20 protein-coding genes are annotated in these 19,905 nt (G+C 65.7%); 14 read left to right on the forward strand and 6 right to left on the reverse strand.

Annotated elements, in window-relative coordinates; all coding sequences use genetic code 11:
- Positions 1-4: 4 nt before the first annotated feature.
- Together ACO6D5_RS03795 and ACO6D5_RS03800 are read right to left on the reverse strand one after the other, a co-directional pair.
- Entirely contained in the window at positions 5-802 is a 798-nt protein-coding gene (locus tag ACO6D5_RS03795; protein WP_485824630.1) for a class I SAM-dependent methyltransferase, read from the reverse strand.
- Positions 803-991: 189 nt separating this feature from the next.
- Positions 992-2,131, reverse strand: coding sequence for an MFS transporter (locus tag ACO6D5_RS03800; RefSeq protein ID WP_485824631.1), 1,140 nt, complete (start codon positions 2,129-2,131; stop codon positions 992-994).
- A gap of 201 nt (positions 2,132-2,332) precedes the next feature.
- Between ACO6D5_RS03800 and ACO6D5_RS03805 the strand changes: the two genes are divergently transcribed.
- The 3 genes from ACO6D5_RS03805 to ACO6D5_RS03815 all read left to right on the forward strand — a co-directional run bounded on the left by ACO6D5_RS03805 (position 2,333) and on the right by ACO6D5_RS03815 (position 5,278).
- Positions 2,333-3,307 carry a LysR family transcriptional regulator gene (locus ACO6D5_RS03805; protein ID WP_485824632.1) on the forward strand — a complete coding sequence of 325 codons (975 nt, stop codon included), beginning with the start codon at positions 2,333-2,335 and terminating at the stop codon, positions 3,305-3,307.
- Positions 3,308-3,426: 119 nt separating this feature from the next.
- Entirely contained in the window at positions 3,427-4,230 is an 804-nt protein-coding gene (gene hutG, locus ACO6D5_RS03810; RefSeq protein ID WP_485824633.1) for an N-formylglutamate deformylase, read from the forward strand.
- A 34-nt stretch (positions 4,231-4,264) separates the two neighbouring features.
- Positions 4,265-5,278 carry a LysR family transcriptional regulator gene (locus tag ACO6D5_RS03815; RefSeq protein ID WP_006224107.1) on the forward strand — a complete coding sequence of 338 codons (1,014 nt, stop codon included), beginning with the start codon at positions 4,265-4,267 and terminating at the stop codon, positions 5,276-5,278.
- Between the two features lie 52 nt (positions 5,279-5,330).
- On the opposite strand, the gene ACO6D5_RS03820 is transcribed toward ACO6D5_RS03815, so the two are convergent.
- From ACO6D5_RS03820 to ACO6D5_RS03835, 4 genes are all read right to left on the reverse strand, one after another.
- Positions 5,331-6,260: an electron transfer flavoprotein subunit alpha/FixB family protein gene (locus ACO6D5_RS03820; RefSeq protein WP_485824634.1), complete on the reverse strand. Its 930-nt coding sequence runs from the start codon at positions 6,258-6,260 to the stop codon at positions 5,331-5,333.
- On the reverse strand, positions 6,260-7,009 hold the full coding sequence (locus ACO6D5_RS03825; protein WP_315845422.1) for an electron transfer flavoprotein subunit beta/FixA family protein: 750 nt from the start codon (positions 7,007-7,009) through the stop codon (positions 6,260-6,262). Before ACO6D5_RS03825 ends, ACO6D5_RS03820 begins: the two co-directional genes overlap by 1 nt.
- Before the next feature lie 66 nt (positions 7,010-7,075).
- Positions 7,076-7,600, reverse strand: a complete 525-nt coding sequence (locus ACO6D5_RS03830; RefSeq protein ID WP_485824635.1) for a HutD/Ves family protein — start codon at positions 7,598-7,600, stop codon at positions 7,076-7,078.
- Between the two features lie 4 nt (positions 7,601-7,604).
- On the reverse strand, positions 7,605-8,792 hold the full coding sequence (locus tag ACO6D5_RS03835; RefSeq protein ID WP_485824636.1) for an NAD(P)/FAD-dependent oxidoreductase: 1,188 nt from the start codon (positions 8,790-8,792) through the stop codon (positions 7,605-7,607).
- 266 nt (positions 8,793-9,058) lie between these two features.
- Here ACO6D5_RS03835 and ACO6D5_RS03840 point away from each other — a divergent pair, with 266 nt between their 5' ends.
- The 11 genes from ACO6D5_RS03840 (at position 9,059) to ACO6D5_RS03890 (ending at position 19,897) form a co-directional block, all read left to right on the forward strand.
- Complete coding sequence (locus tag ACO6D5_RS03840; protein WP_485824637.1) at positions 9,059-10,072, forward strand: aliphatic sulfonate ABC transporter substrate-binding protein; 1,014 nt, start codon at positions 9,059-9,061, stop codon at positions 10,070-10,072.
- Between the two features lie 18 nt (positions 10,073-10,090).
- Positions 10,091-10,861 (forward strand): ABC transporter permease subunit, encoded by a 771-nt coding sequence (locus ACO6D5_RS03845; RefSeq protein WP_315845426.1) that lies wholly within the window; start codon positions 10,091-10,093, stop codon positions 10,859-10,861.
- A complete protein-coding gene (locus ACO6D5_RS03850; protein ID WP_315845427.1) occupies positions 10,849-11,637 on the forward strand; it encodes an ATP-binding cassette domain-containing protein in 789 nt (262 codons plus the stop codon). Before ACO6D5_RS03845 ends, ACO6D5_RS03850 begins: the two co-directional genes overlap by 13 nt.
- A 215-nt stretch (positions 11,638-11,852) precedes the next feature.
- A complete protein-coding gene (locus tag ACO6D5_RS03855) occupies positions 11,853-13,034 on the forward strand; it encodes an ABC transporter substrate-binding protein (protein ID WP_485824638.1) in 1,182 nt (393 codons plus the stop codon).
- Positions 13,035-13,046: 12 nt separating this feature from the next.
- Positions 13,047-13,904: a branched-chain amino acid ABC transporter permease gene (locus ACO6D5_RS03860; protein ID WP_485824639.1), complete on the forward strand. Its 858-nt coding sequence runs from the start codon at positions 13,047-13,049 to the stop codon at positions 13,902-13,904.
- Positions 13,901-14,923 (forward strand): branched-chain amino acid ABC transporter permease, encoded by a 1,023-nt coding sequence (locus tag ACO6D5_RS03865; RefSeq protein ID WP_485824640.1) that lies wholly within the window; start codon positions 13,901-13,903, stop codon positions 14,921-14,923. Before ACO6D5_RS03860 ends, ACO6D5_RS03865 begins: the two co-directional genes overlap by 4 nt.
- Positions 14,920-15,675, forward strand: coding sequence for an ABC transporter ATP-binding protein (locus tag ACO6D5_RS03870; protein ID WP_485824641.1), 756 nt, complete (start codon positions 14,920-14,922; stop codon positions 15,673-15,675). Before ACO6D5_RS03865 ends, ACO6D5_RS03870 begins: the two co-directional genes overlap by 4 nt.
- Complete coding sequence (locus ACO6D5_RS03875) at positions 15,672-16,379, forward strand: ABC transporter ATP-binding protein (RefSeq protein WP_315845432.1); 708 nt, start codon at positions 15,672-15,674, stop codon at positions 16,377-16,379. The genes ACO6D5_RS03870 and ACO6D5_RS03875 overlap by 4 nt, the downstream gene beginning before the upstream one ends.
- A complete protein-coding gene (locus tag ACO6D5_RS03880) occupies positions 16,376-17,614 on the forward strand; it encodes a thiolase C-terminal domain-containing protein (RefSeq protein ID WP_315845433.1) in 1,239 nt (412 codons plus the stop codon). The genes ACO6D5_RS03875 and ACO6D5_RS03880 overlap by 4 nt, the downstream gene beginning before the upstream one ends.
- A 28-nt stretch (positions 17,615-17,642) precedes the next feature.
- Positions 17,643-19,172, forward strand: a complete 1,530-nt coding sequence (locus ACO6D5_RS03885; protein WP_485824642.1) for an AMP-binding protein — start codon at positions 17,643-17,645, stop codon at positions 19,170-19,172.
- Entirely contained in the window at positions 19,169-19,897 is a 729-nt protein-coding gene (locus ACO6D5_RS03890; RefSeq protein ID WP_485824643.1) for a GntR family transcriptional regulator, read from the forward strand. The genes ACO6D5_RS03885 and ACO6D5_RS03890 overlap by 4 nt, the downstream gene beginning before the upstream one ends.
- Positions 19,898-19,905 lie beyond the last annotated feature (8 nt).

A 19,905-nucleotide genomic window follows, 5' to 3' on the forward strand; every position in this document is an offset into this window, starting at 1 on the left:
GCTGCTAACCGGGCTTGACGGCGTACGTGGCCAGAAACGTCGGCACGTAGCGGTCGATCAGGAAGCGGGGATTGGGCTGGTGGTCTTCGTGAAAGCCGGCAAGCAGGAATCCTGCGGCCAACTGCCCGCCGATCTGATCGGCCAGGCTGTGCCCGAACACGACCGCCTCGCCGCGCGCCAATTTGGCATCCAGCGCCGCGCTATCCAGGTCGCGGGTGTCGGCATAGGGCAAGGCATATGCCGGCCGGATCACGCCTTGCTTCGCGTAGGCCGGATCGCGGTCCCCCACGAACACGATCGGGTTGTAGAAGCTGGACAAGAGGCGTCCGCCGCGCCGCAAGACGCGGTGGCACTCGCGCCACACGGGGCGCACGTCCGGCACGTACAGGTTCGAGATCGGGTGGAACACCACGTCGAATGACGCATCGTCGAACGCGGACAAGTCCCGCATGTCGCCCTGCACCGCGTCCAGCGCAAGCCCGTCGCGCGCGGCGACGCGGCGGTCCTGGTCCAATTGCTTTTCCGACGCGTCGAACACGGTCACGTGCGCGCCCGCGGCGGCAAGCACCGGCGCTTGCTGGCCGCCGGCCGAGGCCAGGCACAGAATGCGCAGGCCTTGGGGTTGATCCAGCCACCCTTGCGGCAGCGGCCCCGGCGTGAGACGCACCGACCACTGGCCCGCGCGCGCGGCGGCAATGGTTTCGGCCGTGACGGGGCGCGACCACTCGCAGTCTTGCGCGGCAAGCTGGTCCCAGGCGGCCTGGTTGTGGGCAAGGAAATCGAAGGAAGAAGAGGCTGTCATGAACGATCCTGTAAAGCGACTGGCATGACGCCCCAGAAGGCGCCAGGCACACATGAGAATGGCGGCCGGCTACGCGGAGCCGGCCACGGACGCGACCGCGGCCCGCAGCGCGAAAGGCTGGGCGTGGCAGTCTGATTCTTGTCGGCTTTAGAGGATCACTTCGATGCGCTCCTTGATGATGCGGGAATTCTACCGAAATGCCGTACCGGTTTCCCGCGCCCGCTCGGGCTGCCGCCGCCACCACCATAGCGCGCCGGCAGGCAACAGCATGCACGCCGCCGCCAGCCACAGGTTCGCCCGCAAGCCCAGCGCGTCCACGCTCGGAACGCCCAGCAACGATCCCGCAGCGATGCCCAGGTTGAACATCGCCACGAACAGCGCCGTCGCCGCTTCGACGGCGTCCGGGGCCGCCCGGATCATCCAGGCTTGCAGCGATACCGACACGCCGCCATACGCCAGCCCCCATGCCACCAGCAAGACGCCGCCGGCAATCCGCAGATGCCCGAATCCGGCCAGCAATGCCAGCGTCAACAGCAAAGCGAGCGCGATCGTCAGCAAGGTTCGGCCCGGCTGACGCGCGGCGGCCGTCCCCGCTACGAAATTACCGGCCACCCCGGCCGCGCCATAGGCGAACAACAGCGGACCGATCCACGACTGGCCAAAGCCCGCGTGCGATTGCAGCAGCGGCCGGACGAAGGTGTAGGCCATGAAATGCCCGGCCACCAGGAACAAGGTGACCAACAAGCCCACGCGCACCGCCGGATTCGCCAGTTGCGCGGTCAGCTGGCGTGCGGACAGGCTGCGCGGCGGGGGCAACGGCGGCAGAGCCAGCGCGATCAGCAGCAGCACGGCCGCGCAACAAGCCGCCATCGCGCCGAACGCGGCGCGCCAACCCGCCAGGCCGCCGACGAAGGCGCCCAGCGGTACGCCCAGCACCGACGCCACGGCCACGCCGCCGAAGATGATGGCGGTGGCCGTCCCCACCGCGTGGGGCGGGACGAGCCTGCCCGCCAGGCCGCCGCCAATGGCCCAGATGCCGCCGATGCAGAATCCCACCAGTATCCGCGCCCCCAGGAACCAGGGCATGGACGGCGCCAGCGCGCTGGCCAGATTGGCGGCGGTCAGCGCTGCCAGCAGGCCGCAAAGCAGCCAGCGGCGGTCGGCGCCTTTCGCGCCGACAACGACCAGCGGCGCAAACAGCGCCGCCAGGATCGCGGGCACGAAAAGCATCAGACCGCCCTCACCCACCGACACCGCCAGGTCGCGGGTGATGGGCACCAGCAGGCCCACCGGCAGCATTTCGGTGGTGACGACGCTGAACGTGGCCATGCCCACGGCAAGAACGGCCAGCCAGGCCCGGCGAGAAGTCCGGACGGGCGGTAGAGGAAAGGGTTGAGCAGGGGAAGACGTGGTGCGGGACATGGGACGGCGTTATCCGGAAAAGGCCCGTTGCCAGGCCGACCCCTACGCAGTCTACTGTTTCCAATTCGCTGATAAAGTTGGCATCAAGCGAAACACAAGGGACAATTCGTGGACAATAAACCCGCCCTTCCCCACCGTCTGGATCACATCGGAGATCTGCTGGCGTTCGTGCGTGTGGCCGATACGCAGAGCTTCACGGCAGCTGCGGAAAAGCTCGGGCTGTCGCGTTCGGCCATCGGCAAATGCATCGCGCGGCTTGAGCAAAGCCTGGGCGTCCGGCTGCTGCACCGAAGCACACGCAGCGTCAGCCTGAGCGACGATGGCCGGATCTTTTACGAACATGCGCAACGCATCCTGTCCGAAGTCGACAGCGCGACCGATGCCATGGCCAGCCGCAAGCAGGCGCCCCGCGGCCGCTTGCGCATCGACCTGCCGGTGTCGCTGGGCAGGCTGCATCTGATGCCGATGTTGCGGGCTTACCTGCGGCGCTGGCCCGACGTGGAAGCGGACGTCAGCTTTTCCGACGACTACGCGGATCTGGCGCGCGACGGCATCGATATGGCGATCCGCATCGGCGGCGAAGTGGACAGCCGGCTGGTAAGACGGGTGCTGGCGCCTCACCGGTTGATCACGTGCGCCGCGCCGGAGTACCTGAGGCGCCACGGCATGCCGGCTACGCCCGACGCCTTGAGCCAGCATCAGACGCTGGCGTACACGCATGCGGGGCAGTTGGTGCCATGGCGATTTGCCGTCCAGGGCCAGGAACGCCACGTGCCCGTCGCCGGCCGCCTGCGGCTAGGCCATACCGAGGCCTTGCGCGACGCGGCGGTGGCAGGCGATGGGATCGTGCAACTAGGCGCGTTCCTGGTGGCCGATGACTTGCGCGCGGGCCGCCTGACGCCGGTGCTGGAAACCGTGGCCCCGGCGGGCGCCCCGGTGTGCGCGGTGTATCCGCACCGGCGGCACCTGTCGCCCAAGGTGCGCTTGCTCATCGATGAGATCGCCGGTGTCTGGAACACGGACCCGCCGTGGGCGCCCTACGCGCAGCCGATGCGCCCATCGCCTTTGCATCACCGTGCCTGATTATCAATATCCATTAAACTGATGCAATTAGCGCAATGGGCCGCGCTGCCTAGCATACAAGCGGCCATCGCCTGCGACAGGTCCCGCAGCGCACCGTCTTTGTTACCCGGAGTTTTCCCTTGAGCGACATCTATCATTTCAGCCGCGGCACCGCCCCGCTGCTGATCTCCATTCCCCATTTGGGCAGCCAGATCCCTGACACGCAGCGCGCGCAGATGACGCCGCTGGGCCTGGAGTCCGGCGATACCGACTGGCACCTGGACACGCTGTACCAATTCGCCCAAGCACTGGGCGCGTCGGTGATCGGCGCGCGCTATTCGCGCTATGTGGTGGACCTGAACCGCCCGCCCAATGACGAAAGCCTGTACCCCGGCCAGACCAAGACCGGCCTGTGCCCGACCCAGACGTTCCGCGGCGACGCGCTGTACCAGAACGATGCCGTGCTGACGGACGCCGAACGCGCGCACCGCCTGCAGACCTATTGGCAGCCCTATCACGCCAAGCTGCGCGAAGAACTGGACCGCATCAAGGCCGAGCACGGCACCGTGCTGCTGTGGGAAGCGCATTCCATTGCCAGCGTGCTGCCGCGCCTGTTCGAGGGCAAGCTGCCCGACCTGAACATCGGGACCTCAGACGGCGCGGCCTGCGCACCGGACATCCTGGCGGCGGTCAAGGAACAGCTGGACGGCTGCCGCGACTACACCTGGGCCATCAACGGCCGCTTCAAGGGCGGCTACATCACGCGCCACTATGGCGCGCCGGCCGACAATATCCACGCCATCCAGCTGGAAATGTGCCAGTCCACCTACATGGACGAAACGCATCCCTACGGCTGGCGGGCCGACTTGGCCGACAAGGTCATCCCGGTGGTCGAAGGCATGGTGCAAGCCGCCCTGCGGCAGACCACGGCACGCCAGCTCTGACCTCCACGCAGCGCCGTCCAGGACACGCCAGGCAATGAACCGATTTTCCTTCACCACGACGGAAAACTATCCGGAATGGAGCCTGCTGCTGACCTGGGTGGCGGTGGTGGAAGCCGCGTCCGTTTCCGGCGCGGCGCGCCTGCTGGGCCTGTCGCAAGCAGCCGTGTCGCAACGGATCAAGCAGCTGGAAGGCGCCATGTCGACCGAACTGCTGGACCGCAGCACGCGGCCGGCGCGGCCCACGCCCGCAGGCGAACTGTTGTTCGACCATGCCGCGCGCCTGCTCGCCCAGGCGGGCGACATGACGGAAAGCGTCCGCAATCTGAGCCGGGCCAAGCGCAACATTGTCCGCTTCGGCTGCGTGGATTCCTTCGCGGGCACTTTGGGCCCCACGTTGATCCACGGCCTGTCCGGCGCGTCGCGCCAGATCCGGCTGTGGTCGGGCATCACGCCCGTGCTGGACAAGCAATTGGAAGACCGGCAACTGGACCTGGTGGTCACCACCAGCGCCTTGGCCGGCAAGCCCACCATCAAGAAGATCAGCCTGTTCAGCGAACCCTATGTGCTGATCGTGCCGCGCACGATGGACATGGACAAGATCGCCACGCTCAAGGAATTGGGCAAGCGCATGCAGTTCATCCGCTACAGCGCGCGTTCCTTCATCGGCGCTGAGATCGATCGCCTGATCGAATCGCACGACGTGATGATCGAGCGCACCTTTGAATTCGACAACACCGATCCCTTGCTCAGCCTGGTCACCGCGGGAATCGGCTTTGCGATCAGCACGCCGCTGTGCATCTGGCAGTCGCGCCATTTCGTGGACCAGCTGCGCGTGCTGCCGCTGGCGCCCTACCTGGGCGCGGCGCGCAGCGACGACGCCAGCCTGTCGCGCACGCTGTATCTGGCGGCGCGGCAACAGGAAGTGGGCAAGCTGCCCACCGAGGCGCGGGACGTGATCCTGATGGCGGTGGAACGCCTGATCCAGAAAGACATTGCCCCGGCCCTGGGGCTGCCGCCTGCCACGCTATGGCGCAGCATGCGGCGTTGATGGGCGCGCCAATGCCGCAATGACGCGGCGTTGACGCGGCACCCTGGCGGCATCACAGCCCTGCGGTGAAGGCGGGGACCGCCTCGAACAGATCGCCGACCAGACCATAATCCGCCACGCCGAAGATCGGCGCGTCGCCGTCCTTGTTGATGGCGACGATGGTCTTGGAGTCCTTCATGCCGGCCAGATGCTGGATGGCCCCCGAGATCCCGACCGCCACGTACAGTGCTGGCGCCACGATCTTGCCGGTCTGCCCCACCTGCCAATCATTGGGCGCATAGCCCGCGTCCACCGCGGCGCGGGACGCCCCCAGGGCTGCGCCCAGCTTCTGCGCCAAGGGGTCCAGCAACTTGAAGTTTTCGGCGCTGCCCAGGCCGCGGCCGCCCGACACCACCACCCGCGCGCCGCCCAGTTCCGGGCGTTCCGACACTGCCAGCTCGCGGCGGACGAAACGCGCCCGGCCGGCATCGGCCACGGCCGCCACCGTTTCGACTTGTGCGCTGCCGCCCTCCGCCGGCGCGGCGTCGAACGCGGTCGGCCGGATCGTCGCCACGACGACGGGGTACCCGCTCTTGACCGTGGCGATCGCGTTGCCCGCGTAGATGGGGCGCTTGAACGTGTCGGCCGACACCACCTCGATCACGTCGGACACCTGCGCCACATCCAGCAAGGCGGCCACACGCGGCGCCACGCTCTTGCCTTGCGTGGTGGCGGCCAGGCACAGATGCGTATAGCCGCCCGCGACCTCCACCGCCTGCGCGGCCAGGTTCTCGGCCAGGCCATCGCCCAGATGCGGCGCATCGGCCAGCAGCACTTTCTGGACGCCCGCGACATGCGCGGCGACGTCGGCCACGGCTTGCGCGCCCGCGCCTGCCACCAGCACATGGACCGGCACGCCCAGCTTGCCGGCTGCGGCGATGGCGTTACGCGTGGTGCCGGCCAGCGCGCGGTTGTCGTGTTCGGCAATAACCAGGACCGTCATCAGATCACCTTCGCTTCGTTCTTCAGTTTGTCGATCAACGCGCCCACATCCGCCACCTTGACGCCGGGCGCGCGCGCGGCGGGCTCTTCCACGCGCAAGGTCTCCAGGCGCGACCCCGGATCCACGCCCAACGCCTCCGGCGTAAGGACATCCACCGGCTTTTTCTTGGCCTTCATGATGTTGGGCAGCGTGACATAGCGCGGCTCGTTCAGCCGCAGGTCGGCGGTGACGATGGCGGGTAGCGTCAGTTCCAGCACTTCCAGGCCTCCGTCCACCTCGCGCGTGACACGCGCCACCGCGCCATCGATCTCGATGGCGCTGGCGTTGGTGGCCTGCGGCCAGCCCAACAGCGCCGCAAGCATCTGACCGGTCTGGCAAGCGTCATCGTCGATCGCCTGCTTGCCCAGGATCATCAGCGCGGGCTGCTCCTGCTGCACCACGGCGCGCAGCAGCTTGGCGACGGCCAGCGGCTGCAGCACGGCGTCGGTCTGCACCAGCACGCCCCGGTCTGCACCGATCGCCAGTGCGGTACGCAGCGTTTCCTGGGACGGCGCCGTGCCGCAAGACACGGCGACCACTTCGGTCGCCGCCCCCCGCTCTTTCAAGCGCACGGCCGCCTCGACGGCGATTTCATCGAACGGGTTCATCGACATCTTGACGTTGCCGATGTCCACGCCGCTCTGGTCGGCCTTGACGCGCACGTTGACGTTGTAGTCAACCACGCGCTTGACCGCGGCTAATACCTTCATGCGAACACTCCTGGAATAAGGAATCAATCAATGCCACGCCCCTGCGGGACGAGGAGACAAGAACGGTCAGGCGGCAGGGAGCGCCGCCACGCGCAAGTCGAGCAACACGGCCTCTTCCCCGCCCTTCGCCAGCGGCCCGGCCCCCACGTCTACGCTGATGCCGAACGCCTGAACCAAGGCGGGGACGGCGGGAAGCGCGCCGACGACCAACGCGGCCTGTGCCGAGCCGGCACAGGACACCGTTGCCTGGGCCGCACCGCGCAGCACGAACAGGTTCAACACCCGCACGGGACCGCCCAGCAGACGGGAATGCAGCGCAAGATCGCCGGCAAACGCCGTCGGCACGCCGGGCAGCAGATCGAGCGCGGCGCCCTCTCCATGCAGCGCCACGCCTTGGCCCGACAGCACGACCGATACGCGGTCGTAGCCCGGAAAGCGCGAATACGGGCCATCCTGCTGGATGTCCGCGATGCTGACGCGCCAGCGCGGGACCGCCGCCTGCCCGTCCACCGCCAGCGTGCGCGTGACGCCCCCGCCGTTTTTCCACGGCTCGGGCGGCAAGGCCTGCCAGGCCGCCTGTGCCCAGCGCATGCGATCAGGAGACGGCGCCAAGGCCGTACTTCCCGGTCAGCAACGCGCCGCTTTCGAAGCGGCCGATGTCATAGGGCTTGAGCGACACGTCGGTCGGCAGGCCCAGTGCTTCCTGCGCCAGCACACGCCCCACGGTCGGCGACAACTTGAACCCGTGGCCCGAAAAACCGAAGCCCACGATCAGCCCCTGCACGCCAGGCACGCGGCCCAGCACGGGATTCCAGTCGGGCGTCACGTCGTACACGCCGGTCCAGGACGAGGCCAGCCCCGCGGTCTCGTAGGCGGGAAAGCGCGCGGCCACCTGCTCGCCCACCTCCGCCACGTAGTCCAGCGGAATATCGCCCTGTTCGGCATCGCTCTTTTGCAGGGCCTCGCCCACGATGCCCTCGCTGACCAGCATCTGGTTGCCGCCATAGCTGCGGCAATACAGCATGCCCGGGGACGCCAGGTCCTTGTAGACCGGCATCGAATACGTGTAGGGCGCGGCGTCGCATTCCAGTGCCAGCACCGCATGGCGTTCGGGCACCACGGGCATCGCAACGCCCGTCCACGCGGCCAACTCCGACGTCCAGATGTTTTGCGTGCTGATCACCAGCGGGCTGGCGTAGTCGCCTTCCGAGGTGGACACGCCGATCACGCGGCCGTCCTCGATGAGCAATTTGCGTACGTCGACGTTTTCGCGGATGGTCACGCCCCGCCGACGCGCGCCGCGGGCAAAGCTGGTGGCCACCAGATACGCGTCGGCAAACCCGGCTTCGGGCTCAAAGCCGATCAGCGCGGCATCGTCGAACGAGGCGATGGGCAGCAGCTCGCGCGCCTGGGCGGCGTTCAGCAGTTCCAGCGCAATCCCTTGCGCGCGCTGTTGTTCCAGCGCGCTGCGCAACGGATCCAGCTTATCGTTGTCGGCCGCGCTGATCAGGTAGCCGCACTTGACCAGACCGCAAGAAGCTTCGTCATCGCCCACATAGCTGGCGAAATGGTTGAACACGCTCCACGACCGCTGGGCCAGCTCCACGTTCTCGCGCACCGAATAGTGGGTGCGCAGGATGCCGGACGACTGCGAGGTCGTGCCGGCGCCGATCGTGGCCCGGTCCAGCACCAGCACGCTCTTTGCGCCCAGTTCGGCCAGGTGGAAGGCTACCGAACTGCCGATCACGCCGGCACCAATCACGATCACGTCAAAACTTTTCACGGACAAGGCTCCAAGGACAAGTGCCGCGAGTGTGAACCTGCCCTATCCCGGCCGCCGCAATATAAGCAGCGCGAATACTTAATAAAAGCGGCTGATGAAACGGCGTCTGCCTAACCGGATTGCTTAAGCACGACGAATTTTGACCATCGCCGCTCCTTATATTCACGCCGCGAGGCGGTGGCCGGGTGACAGTCTGGCCTGCCGCACCCCAGAGTGCCGGCGACATGACATCTATCGGTCAATCTACATTCCAGTAGGGGAAAAATATGAACATGACTCGCCGCGCCATGCTGGTGCGCACCGCAGCTTTGGCGGGCGCCAGCGCCCTGGGCTTTCCCATGGTCGGCCGCGCCGCCAACGCCTCGTATACCTACGGCGGTTCGGCCTGGCTGGGCCACTATTCGGCCTACATTGCCATGAAGACGGGCCTGTTCGCCAAGCAGGGCCTGGACATCAAGTGGCAGAGCTTCGCCACCTCGTCCGACCGCATGAGCGCCGTGATGGCCGGCAACATCGACCTGGCCGGCACCGGCGTCGTGTCGTCGCTGGCCCTGATGGCTGCCGGGGCCCGCCAATTCCAGGTGATCGCCACGCCCAACAACTTCGGCCGCGCCGAAGGCGTCCTGGTGCGCGACGACGTCAAGTCGGTGGCGGACCTGAAAGGCAAGAAGATCGGCGTGACCTACGCGTCCAGCGCCCACGTGCTGCTGCTGGACGTGCTGCGCCAGGCGGGTCTTGACCCCGACCGCGACGTCTCCATCATCAATCTGCCGGCCACCAACCTGCTGTCGGCCTATCAGGGCAAGCAGATCGACGCCGCGGTGGCCTGGACGCCGGCCTTCGACCGCATCAAGGCGGTGCCGGGCACGCACGTGCTGTTGGACGACACCGCATTCTCGCTCTACAAGCAGTACGCCATCACGCCGGGGCCGGACGTGCTGCTGACGCATGCCAAGCTGGGGCGCGAGAACCCGGAAGCGGTGAAGCAATTCCTGCACGCCGTCTTCGAGGCCAATGCGATGCTGACCCGGCAACCCGACGAGGCGGCAGGCGTGCTGCTGGAACTGACCGGCCTGTCCAAGGACGAGCAACTGGCCGTCATCAAGCAGACGCAGTGGTACTCCGCCGCCGATCAGAAGGGGCTGATGGTGGAACCGGGCAACTTCGTCACCGGCATGCAGCAACTGGCCGAGATGCTGGTGTCGCTCAAGCAGATCGACAAGGCCCCCCAAGTCAAAGACTGGGTCCAGGCTTCGTACCTCCCGGCCGCGACCCGGTAAGCACGGGACGCTTCGCCTATGTCCTCACGTTCGTCTTCAAGGGAAACACGGCTGATCGGGGTCAGCGTGTTTTCGCTTCTGAGCTTCCTGTTGCTGTGGGAAGGCCTGTGCCGCGCCGGCGCAGTCGATCCCATCTTCCTGCCCGCGCCGTCCCAGGTCCTGGCGCGGGCCTGGTCCATGTCCGACCAGGGCACGCTGTTCTACAACGTGCTGGCCTCCACCCGCCGCGTGATGGTCGGCTTCCTGGCGGCGGTCATCGTGGCCATTCCGCTGGGCATCCTGCTGGGCACGTCGAAGGTGGCGCGCGCCGTGTTCGACCCCATCATCTCGTTCCTGCGCCCCTTGCCGTCCATGAGCTGGATCCCGCTGTCGCTGCTGTGGTTCGGCATCACCGAAACGCAGAAGTACAGCATCGTGTTCATGGGGTCGTTCGTGCCGGCGCTGCTTTACGTGATGGAAGCGTCGCGCAGCATCGACCCGGTGCTGGTGCGGGCGGCGCGCAACCTGGGCGCCAACCGCTGGCAGGTCATGCGCGAAGTGTTGTTCCCCGGTTGCCTGCCGCAGATCCTGTCGGGCATGAAGATCATCCTGGGCCTGTCCTGGACCTGTGTGATTTCGGCTGAATTGGTGGCGTCCAAGGAAGGCCTGGGGTTCATGATCATGAACGGCAAGGAATTCTTCCAGACCGACACCGTGGTGCTGGGCATGGTGCTGATCAGCTTCACCGTGCTGGTGACCGATCTGTGTTTGCGGCTTCTTGAGCGATGGGTGCTGGCATGGCAACGATGAACGACACGATGATCCAGCTCAAGGGCATCTCCAAGTCCTATGGCGACGTGCCCGTGCTGGACCGCGTTGACCTGGAGGTCAAGCGCGGCGAATTCCTGGTGCTGCTGGGCGCATCCGGTTGCGGCAAGTCCACCCTGCTGAACCTGATGGCGGGCTTCATCACGCCCAACACCGGCACCGTCACCATCAACGGCCGCGCCGTCACCGACGTGACCGCCGCCTGCGGCATGGTGTTCCAGCAATATGCGCTGTTTCCGTGGCGCACCGTGCAGGAGAACGTGGAGTTCGGCCTGAAGATGCGCGGCATGTCCAAACAGGAACGCGCGCCGATTGCCCGCAAGTACATCGAGATGGTGGGACTGAAGGCGGCGGCGGACAAGTATCCGCACGCGCTGTCGGGCGGGATGAAGCAGCGGGTGTCGATTGCGCGGGTGCTGGCCAACGACCCGGACGTGATGCTGTTCGACGAACCGTTCGCCGCGCTGGACGCCATGACGCGCCAGGTGCTGCAGGACCAGTTGTTGTCGATCTATGAGCAAAGCGGCAAGACGATCGTCTTCATCACGCACTCCATCGACGAAGCCCTGACGCTGTCCACCCGCATGGCGGTGATGGGATCCAAGCCCGGCCGCATCGTGCAGGACATCCACAACGACCTGCCCCATCCGCGCAGCGCCGACGTGCAGTTGTCGCCGCGCTTCGTGGAACTGAAGCGTTCCATCTGGGAACGCGTGCAGGAAGAGGTCACGCGCAGCATGGAATTAGCAAGCGACTAGGGCCTGCCGACACAAGAAAGCCCTAGACGCAAAGCGGCTTGCCCGCACCCCGTCTCCCCCGCACCGCCCCAAGCGCCCACCGGCCTTGGGGCGGTTTTTCTTGTTCTGCCGCAGCGGGTTTACCCCAATTATTCAGATCACGGAGGCAGACGTAGTATATCAATCAAGCTACGTAAAACATTACGAGCAATAACGAAAAACACAAGGAGACAAAAATGAAGACATGGAGTCCCGCCGCCTATGGCGCGCTGGCGCTGTGCGCCGTGTTCATGACGGGCGCGCACGCAGCCGAACCCGATACATTCAAAATTGGCGGCGTGGTGTCGCTGTCTGGCACTTACGGCATCTTTGGCGAAGACATGCGCAAAGGCGTGACCATCGCCATCGAACAGCGCGGCGGCAAGGTGCTGGGCAAGCCGATTCAGGTCTCCTGGGAGGACGACGAGACCAAGCCTCAGCCCGCGGTCCAGAAAACCACGCGTCTGATTTCCGACGGATCGCAGATGATCTTCGGCGCGGTCAGTTCAGCCAGCACATTGGCCATCATGAACATCGCCAAGCAGCGCAAGATCCCTCATTTGGTCACGATGTCCGCAGACGACAAGATCACGGTGCCTGGCGGCTCGCGCTACACGTTCCGCACCTCCAACACGTTGGGCATGGAACAGCGCATGGCGCTGGCCTACACCAAGGAACAAAAGCTCAAGCGCATTTATGGCGTGACGGCTGACTACCAGGCCACCCGCGACAGCTGGGACTGGTACCGCCGCGAAGCCGAAAAGGCCGGCATCGAGATCGTCGGGGCCGACTTCCCCCCGCTGGGCAACCGGGACTATTCGTCCATCGCCGACAAGATCGCACGCTCGAATGCGGATGGCGTGGCGCTGTTCATGACGGGCTCGGATGCCGTCACCATGGTCAAGCAGGCAGGGCAGATCGACCTGGGCAAGACGCGCAAGATCTTCGGCCCTGTCATCGCCGACGAAACCATGGCGGCCGGCGTGGGCCCCTCCTCAATCGGCGTGCAATCCGGCGTGCGCTATCACTTCACCGTGGAAAACGCGGCGAATAAGGTCTTCGTCGAGGCGTTTCGCAAGAAATACAACGAGTACCCTTCCGCCGCAGCGGGCGAAGCCTATGACGGCATGAGCTGGTGGCTGGACGTGGTGGAGAAGACCGGCAGCTGGGACAAGGAAAAGTGGGTGGAGGCGTTCGCCGGCAGCGTGCGCGACAACTCCGTGGAAGGCACGAAGACCATGCGCGCCTGCGACCACCAAGCGATGCAGAACGGACTGTGGGGCGTCGTGACCGCTGGCAAGGCTCCCCAGCCGGCCTACGTCATGGATATCGTCGGCGTCTTTCCGCCGGACCAGGTATTCGAGCCCTGCGCGGGCTGACGGATCATTGCCATGTCCACCGTGATCATCGGCTTGAGCCTGGGAATGCTGCTGTTCCTTCTGGCATCCGGCCTTACGCTTATCTTCGGCATGCTGGGGGTCATCAACTTCGCCCACGGCGCGCTGTACATGCTGGGCGCCTACCTTGCCTTCGACATCCAACTGCGCACCGGCTCGTTCATCGCCGGCCTGGTTGTGGCGACCGTCGGCGTGGGCTTGGTGGGCGTGGCGATGGAGCGTCTGGCCTTGCGGCCGCTTTACAGCCGCCCCCACTTCTATCAGCTGATCCTCACATTCGGCTTCATCCTCGTCATCAGCGAAGCCGTGAAGTTCATCTGGGGCCTGGGCTACCAGGAAACGCCGATGCCGGCATTGCTAGCGGGTACCGTAGACCTGGCGGGCAGCACCATCCCCGTCTACCGGCTTTTTGTCATCGCTTTCGGCCTGCTGGTCTCGGTGGCGCTCTTCTTCGTGCTTGAAAAGAGCACCTTCGGCATGTTGGTGCGTGCCGCCAGCAGCGACGGCGAAATGGTACGCATCCTGGGGCTGCCCGCCGCCACCATCCGCAGTGCGGTGTTCGGCGTGGGCGCCGCGCTGGCCGGCCTGGCAGGCGCCATCTCCGCCCCGCTGTTTCCGATCGAACTGGGCATGGCGACCAATACCATCATCGACTGCTTCATTGTGGTCATCCTGGGCGGGCTCGGCAATATCCGCGGCGTGGTCGCCGCTTCCCTGCTGATTGGCATGGTCCGCGCGGTGGGATACACCTTCATGCCCAGTTGGGTCGATATCCTGACTTTCGCCATGCTGATCGCCACGCTGCTCACCCGTCCGCAAGGGCTGTTTTCTCGCCAAGCGAGGTTGGCATGACGACTTTCCGCCAAGATGCCGCCATTGCCGTCGGCGTTGCCGCCGCAGTGGTGGCGGTGCCGTTTCTCACACAGAACGACTTCCTGCTGAACCTGACCATCCTGATCATGGTGTGGTCGATATTCGCCGTGGGCTTCGATCTGGTATTCGGCCTGCTGGGGATGGTGTCCTTCGGCCACGCCGCCTTCCTGGGCGCAGGCGGCTATGCGCTGGCCCTGGCGACTCAACGTTACGGTTTGCCGTTCGAAGCCGGGCTCGTGCTTGCCATCCTGGGTGGCGCCGCCTGCGCCTGGCTCTTCAGCGTGTTCGCGCTGCGGGTGTCCGGCATCTTCTTCGCGCTGGTCACGCTGGCGCTATCGCAGCTGATGTACATCCTGGCCGACAGCAAACTGCGCGAATGGACTGGCGGCGCGGACGGCCTGCCCGGCATCGGCCGGCCGGAACTCGCCGGCATCGACTTCTTCGACACCGTGAACTTCTACTGGTATGTCGCGGCGGTCTTTGCCCTGGTGATGGCCTTCATGGCGATGCTGCGCGCCTCGCCCTTCGGGCGAGCCGTCGCGGGCGTGCGCCAGAATGAGATCCGGGCCAGCCAACTGGGCTACAACGTCCAGCGCCTCAAGCAGGTCACCTTCCTCGTTTCCGGCGCGGTGGGCGGGCTGGCGGGCGGGTTGCTGGCAGCCGTCCTGATGTACATGAATCCGCAAATGCTGCACTGGACCACCTCGGGCGACGTCATCATCATGACGTTGCTGGGCGGCGCCGGCACGCTGTGGGGACCGGTAGCCGGTGTGCTGCTGTTCGAAGTCCTGAAGGAATGGCTGAGCGGCTGGACGCCATATTGGTACGGCATCCTGGGGCTGATTTTCATCTTGGCCACACTTTACTTTCCGCAAGGCGTCCTGGGCGCCCTGCAAGCCCGCCTGCGCCTGGCCCGCCGCGCGGCCCCGACGCCCCACCCCGCCGCCAAGACTGCCTCCGATGCCTCCCTGGCGCCTGGCGAAGGGAGTCCCTCATGAACCGCATCGCCCTGCAATGCGACAACGTCAGCGTCACGTTCGGCGCGCTGCGCGCCATCGAGGATTTCAGCTACGCCTTCGAAACAGGCCGGGTCTATGGCCTGATCGGTCCCAATGGCGCGGGCAAGACGACGTTGCTCAACGTGCTGGCCGGGCATCTTCCCGGCCACGGTGGGCGCATCCTGTGCCATGAAACGGACATCTCGCGCCTGCGCGCCTACGAACGCGCCCGTCACGGTATCGGACGCAGCTTCCAGATCACCAAGATCTTTCCTGAAATGACGGTATTGGAGAACTTGCGCATCGCCGCGCAGATCAGCCATTCGCGCTTGCTGCCATTCTGGCTGGCGCCGCGCTATGACCGCCGCTTGGCTCCCACCATCGACGCGATGCTCGAACTGACGGATCTGGCGCCCTGGCGCGACACCGTCGCCGGCACCTTGTCATACGGCCTGCAGCGCGCGTTGGAACTGGGCCTGACCCTGCTGCCCGATCCCCGCATCCTGCTGCTTGACGAACCGCTGGCCGGCGTAGGCCATCACGAGATCGCCGCCGCCACCCGCCTGATCGGCCATGCCGCTGCCGGCCGCACCGTGCTGCTCATCGAACACAATATGGACGTGATCATGACGTTGTCCGAGCATATCGTCGTGCTGTCAAACGGCCGGAAAGTGGCTGAAGGACCGCCAGACGCCATCCGGGAAGACACCACCGTGCGGGCGGTCTACCTGGGCGAAGAGGTGGCGGCATGATCGAACTGCTGCATGCCGAGGTGCATTACGGCCAGGCACTGGCGCTGAAAGACATCTCGCTGCGCGCGGCGCAGGACGAGATCGTGGCCATCGTCGGACGCAACGGCGCCGGCAAGTCCACACTGCTCAAGGCGTTGATCGGACTGCTGCCGCTGTCGTCGGGAAGCCGACGCAACGGCGGCCAGGACGCTACGCGTCGCGCGGTCGAGCAGATCAGCCGCGACGGCATCGCATTGGTGCCCGATACCCGCCGCATCTTTCCCAACTTGACTGTGCGCGAGAACCTGCGCATGGGCGCGCTGGCGCACCGGCCCGGCTATTGGACCGAGGCGCGCGTGCTGCAGGTGTTCCCGCGCCTGGGCGAGCGCATCGGCTTTGACGGCGACCAATTGTCTGGCGGCGAACAGCAGATGCTGTCGATCGCGCGCGCGCTGCTGGGCAACCCCCGCATCCTGCTGCTCGACGAACCCACCGAAGGCCTGGCGCCCCGTATCGTCACTGACCTGATAGACGTATTCACAGAGGTCCACCGCCAGGGCACGGGCATCGTCCTGGTCGAACAGAACCTGAAAGTCCCCGCCCGGCTGGCCCACCGCCAGTACGTGCTGGACCACGGCGAAATCGCCTGGAGCGGATCGGCGGCGGACGTCCGAGCCGACCGGGACATCATTGAATCCATCCTCACAACCGGGGTCCGAGCATGAGCGACGGCAAGACCTTTATCGCGGGCGTAGGCATTACGCGCTTCGACAAGCAACCTGAAAAAAGCGTCAAGGACCTGGTCCGAGACGCCGTCACGCAAGCGTTGGCCGACGCCGGCTGCAACGCCGCCGACCTTCAAGCGGCCTACTTCGCCACGGCCGGCCAGGGATCCATCGAAGGCCAATACATGGTCGCGGGCCAAGTGGCGCTGAAGGCGATGGGTGTCGTCGGCATTCCGGTCACCAATGTCGAGAACGCCTGCGCCAGCTCCAGTACCGCGCTGAACGCCGCGCACCTGTACGTGGCGTCCGGCGCGGGCGACATCTGCCTGGCCGTCGGCGTGGACAAACTCTACGCCGAAGACAAAGCCAAGAGCTTCGCCGTCTTCGACGGTGCCTGGGACGTGCATGACGCCCCGGCGCAGATGGCACGCCTGATGGCCCTTGCGCCTGACATCACGCCGCCGCCCGGCTTCGAAGAGCCCGGCAAGCGCAGCGTCTTCATGGACATCTACGCCAGCCTGGCGCGCCTGCACATGAAGACCTTCGGCACCACGCAGCGACAGCTTGCCGCCGTCGCCGCCAAAAACCACATGCACTCCACGCGTAATTCGCTCGCCCAGTTCCAGTATCCGCTGACCATCGAGGAAGCGCTGGCCGCCCGTCCCGTGTCCTGGCCGCTGACGCTTCCGATGTGCGCTCCCATCAGCGACGGCGCGGCCGCCGCCATCGTCTGCAACGCGCAGGGTTTGAAGCGGCTTCGGGAGGCACGGGCGGTACGCTTGTACGCCAGCGTTCTACGCACCGCGACAGACCGCCCCGCAGACAGGTACGACCGCCATCTGTGCCACCTTGCCGCGCTCGAGGCTTACGAACGCGCCGGCGTCGGCCCGCAGGACATGTCGCTGGCCGAGGTCCACGACGCCACTGCATTCGCCGAAATTCAACAAACCGAAGCCCTGGGATTCTGCGCATTCGGCGAAGGCGGGCCCATGGCGGAATCGGGCGCTACCAGCCTGGGCGGCCGCATTCCCATCAACGTGTCGGGCGGCCTGCTGTCGCGCGGCCACCCCATCGGCGCCACCGGCTTGGCCCAGGTCCACGAAATGGTGATCCAGCTGCGCGGGCAAGCCGGCGCGCGCCAGGTCGACGGCGCGCGTTTCGCCATTGCGGAAAACGGCGGCGGCTTCAACGGCGTGGAAGAGGCAGTCACCTGCATCACGCTGCTTGGCCACTGATTGCGGCCTGTTCAACCTTTAGACAACCATGCATCTCAGCTCTCTTTTTCAGCGCAGCGCCACCACGTATGCCGACCAGCCCGCGCTGGCCGCGGGCCTGCGCCCTCCCCTTACGTATGCCGAACTCCAAGCCCGGGTGCAAGCGCTGGCCGGCTGGTTGCGCGGCCCCATGGGCCTGCAGGCCGGCCAACGGGTCATGCTGGCGCTGCGCAATCACCCCAGCTACATCGAATCGATGCTCGCCGTCTGGCATGCCGGCTTGTGTGCCGTACCCGTCAACGCCAAACTGCACGCCACCGAACTGGAATACATACTGCGCGATTGCGACGCCCGCCTATGCCTGTCGCAAGGGGACATCCACGCCGCATTGACGCCGGTCGCCTGCAGCCTGCATGCGATGCGCGTGGTGGACGTGGAGTCCGACGACTACGCGGTGGCTGCACGCGGCCCCGCCCTTCCCTTGGAACGGCGTTCCCCGCAGGAACTCGCCTGGCTGTTTTACACCAGCGGCACGACGGGCAAGCCTAAAGGCGTCATGCTCAGCCACGCCAACCTGGTTGGCATGTGCCTGAATTTCTATGCCGACGTGCAGGCTGTCCAGCCTGGCGACGCCATGGTGCATGTGGCGCCCTTGTCGCACGGCGGCGGTCTTTACAGTATCCCGTACTGGCTGCATGGCGCCCTGCAGATCGTGCCGGACAGCGGCGGCCTGGACGAAGCCGAACTGCATGGGTTGCTAACGCACTACCGCAACGTCAGCCTGTTCGCCTCGCCGACCATCGTGCAGCGCATGGTGCGCCATGCCCGGCAGGCCGGCGGGCCGCCGCCTGGCCTGCGCACGCTGATCGTCGGCGGCGCGCCGTTCTATACCGAGGACATCAAGGACGCGGTCGCCTGCTACGGCGCGCGTGTCGCGCAGATCTATGGCCAAGGGGAAAGCCCCATGTCGATATCCGCGCTGTCCGCCTCGCAGATCGCTGACGCCGTGAACACGAACGACGACACGTTATTGGGATCGGTGGGCTACATCCAGACGTCGATGGAGGTCGAGCTGCGCGACGTCCGCGGCCAGGCCGTCGGACCGGACGAACTGGGCGAGGTGGCCGTGCGCGGCCCCACCGTCATGCTGGGGTACTGGAACAATCCGCAAGCCACCGCCGACACCCTGATCGACGGCTGGCTGCATACCGGCGATATCGGCCTCATGGACGCGCGCGGACTGCTGCATCTGAAAGACCGCTCCAAGGACGTCATCATCAGCGGCGGCACCAATATCTATCCACGCGAGGTGGAAGAAGCGCTGATGCGCCACGAAGCCGTGCAGGAAGTCTCGGTAATAGGCGCTCCCGACCCGGAATGGGGGGAATCGGTGTTGGCGTTCGTGGTGATCAAACCAGGCGCCCAAGTCCTGGAACGGGATCTGGATCAGCTGTGCCTTGCCTCCATCGCGCGCTTCAAACGCCCTAAGCGCTATGTCTTTCTGAACGAATTGCCGAAAAACAGCACCGGCAAAGTGTTAAAACGCGAACTTCAACAACGCGCGCTTCCGACCCCATGAACCTGTCTACCCCCCTCTTTGTCCGCACGGCAGTCAGCCAGACTGAAAAGGCCTATAGCGCGCTGGAGGAAATGATCGTCACGGGCGAATTGCCTCCTGGCAGCCAATGGTCGGAAACGACGCTTAGCGAGCGTGTGGGCATCGGCCGCTCGCCAGTGCGCGACGCCCTGCAGAAGCTGGCATTTCAGCGGCTGGTGGAAATCGCCCCGCGACAGGGCATCTTCATCTCGGAGATCGACTATCAGGGACAGCTGAAGATCATCCAGGCACGGCGCGAGATAGAACGGCTTATCGTCGCCCAGGCGGCGCAATGGGCCGACGACTCGGAACGCGCTGAATTGGCGCGCCTGGCGCGCGAGCTGGAAGACTTGAAGGCGGTCAACGACATGCGGGTGTACATGCGCCTGCATTTCGCGCTGACCAGCCAGATCGGGGCCGCCTCGCGCAACAGCTACGCGGCCGAGTTCCACGCCATGCTGCAGACGCTGGCGCGCCGCTTCCTGTATTTCCATCAGAAGCGTCACCCAGATCTGGTGCAGATCTGCGAACTTCACATCCAGCAAGTCAATGCCATCGTGGAGGGATCTGTGGAACGCGCTATCGCCACCGCGGAAGCCCGCAACGACTACGCCGAGAACCTGGCCCGCAATATCCTGATGGAGCTGATCGTCACGTCCGCCGTGACCATCAGCACCCCCCCTCGCGCCAAGGGAGGCGCGGACTGAGCCGGCCA

Source organism: Achromobacter sp., from assembly GCF_057314935.1.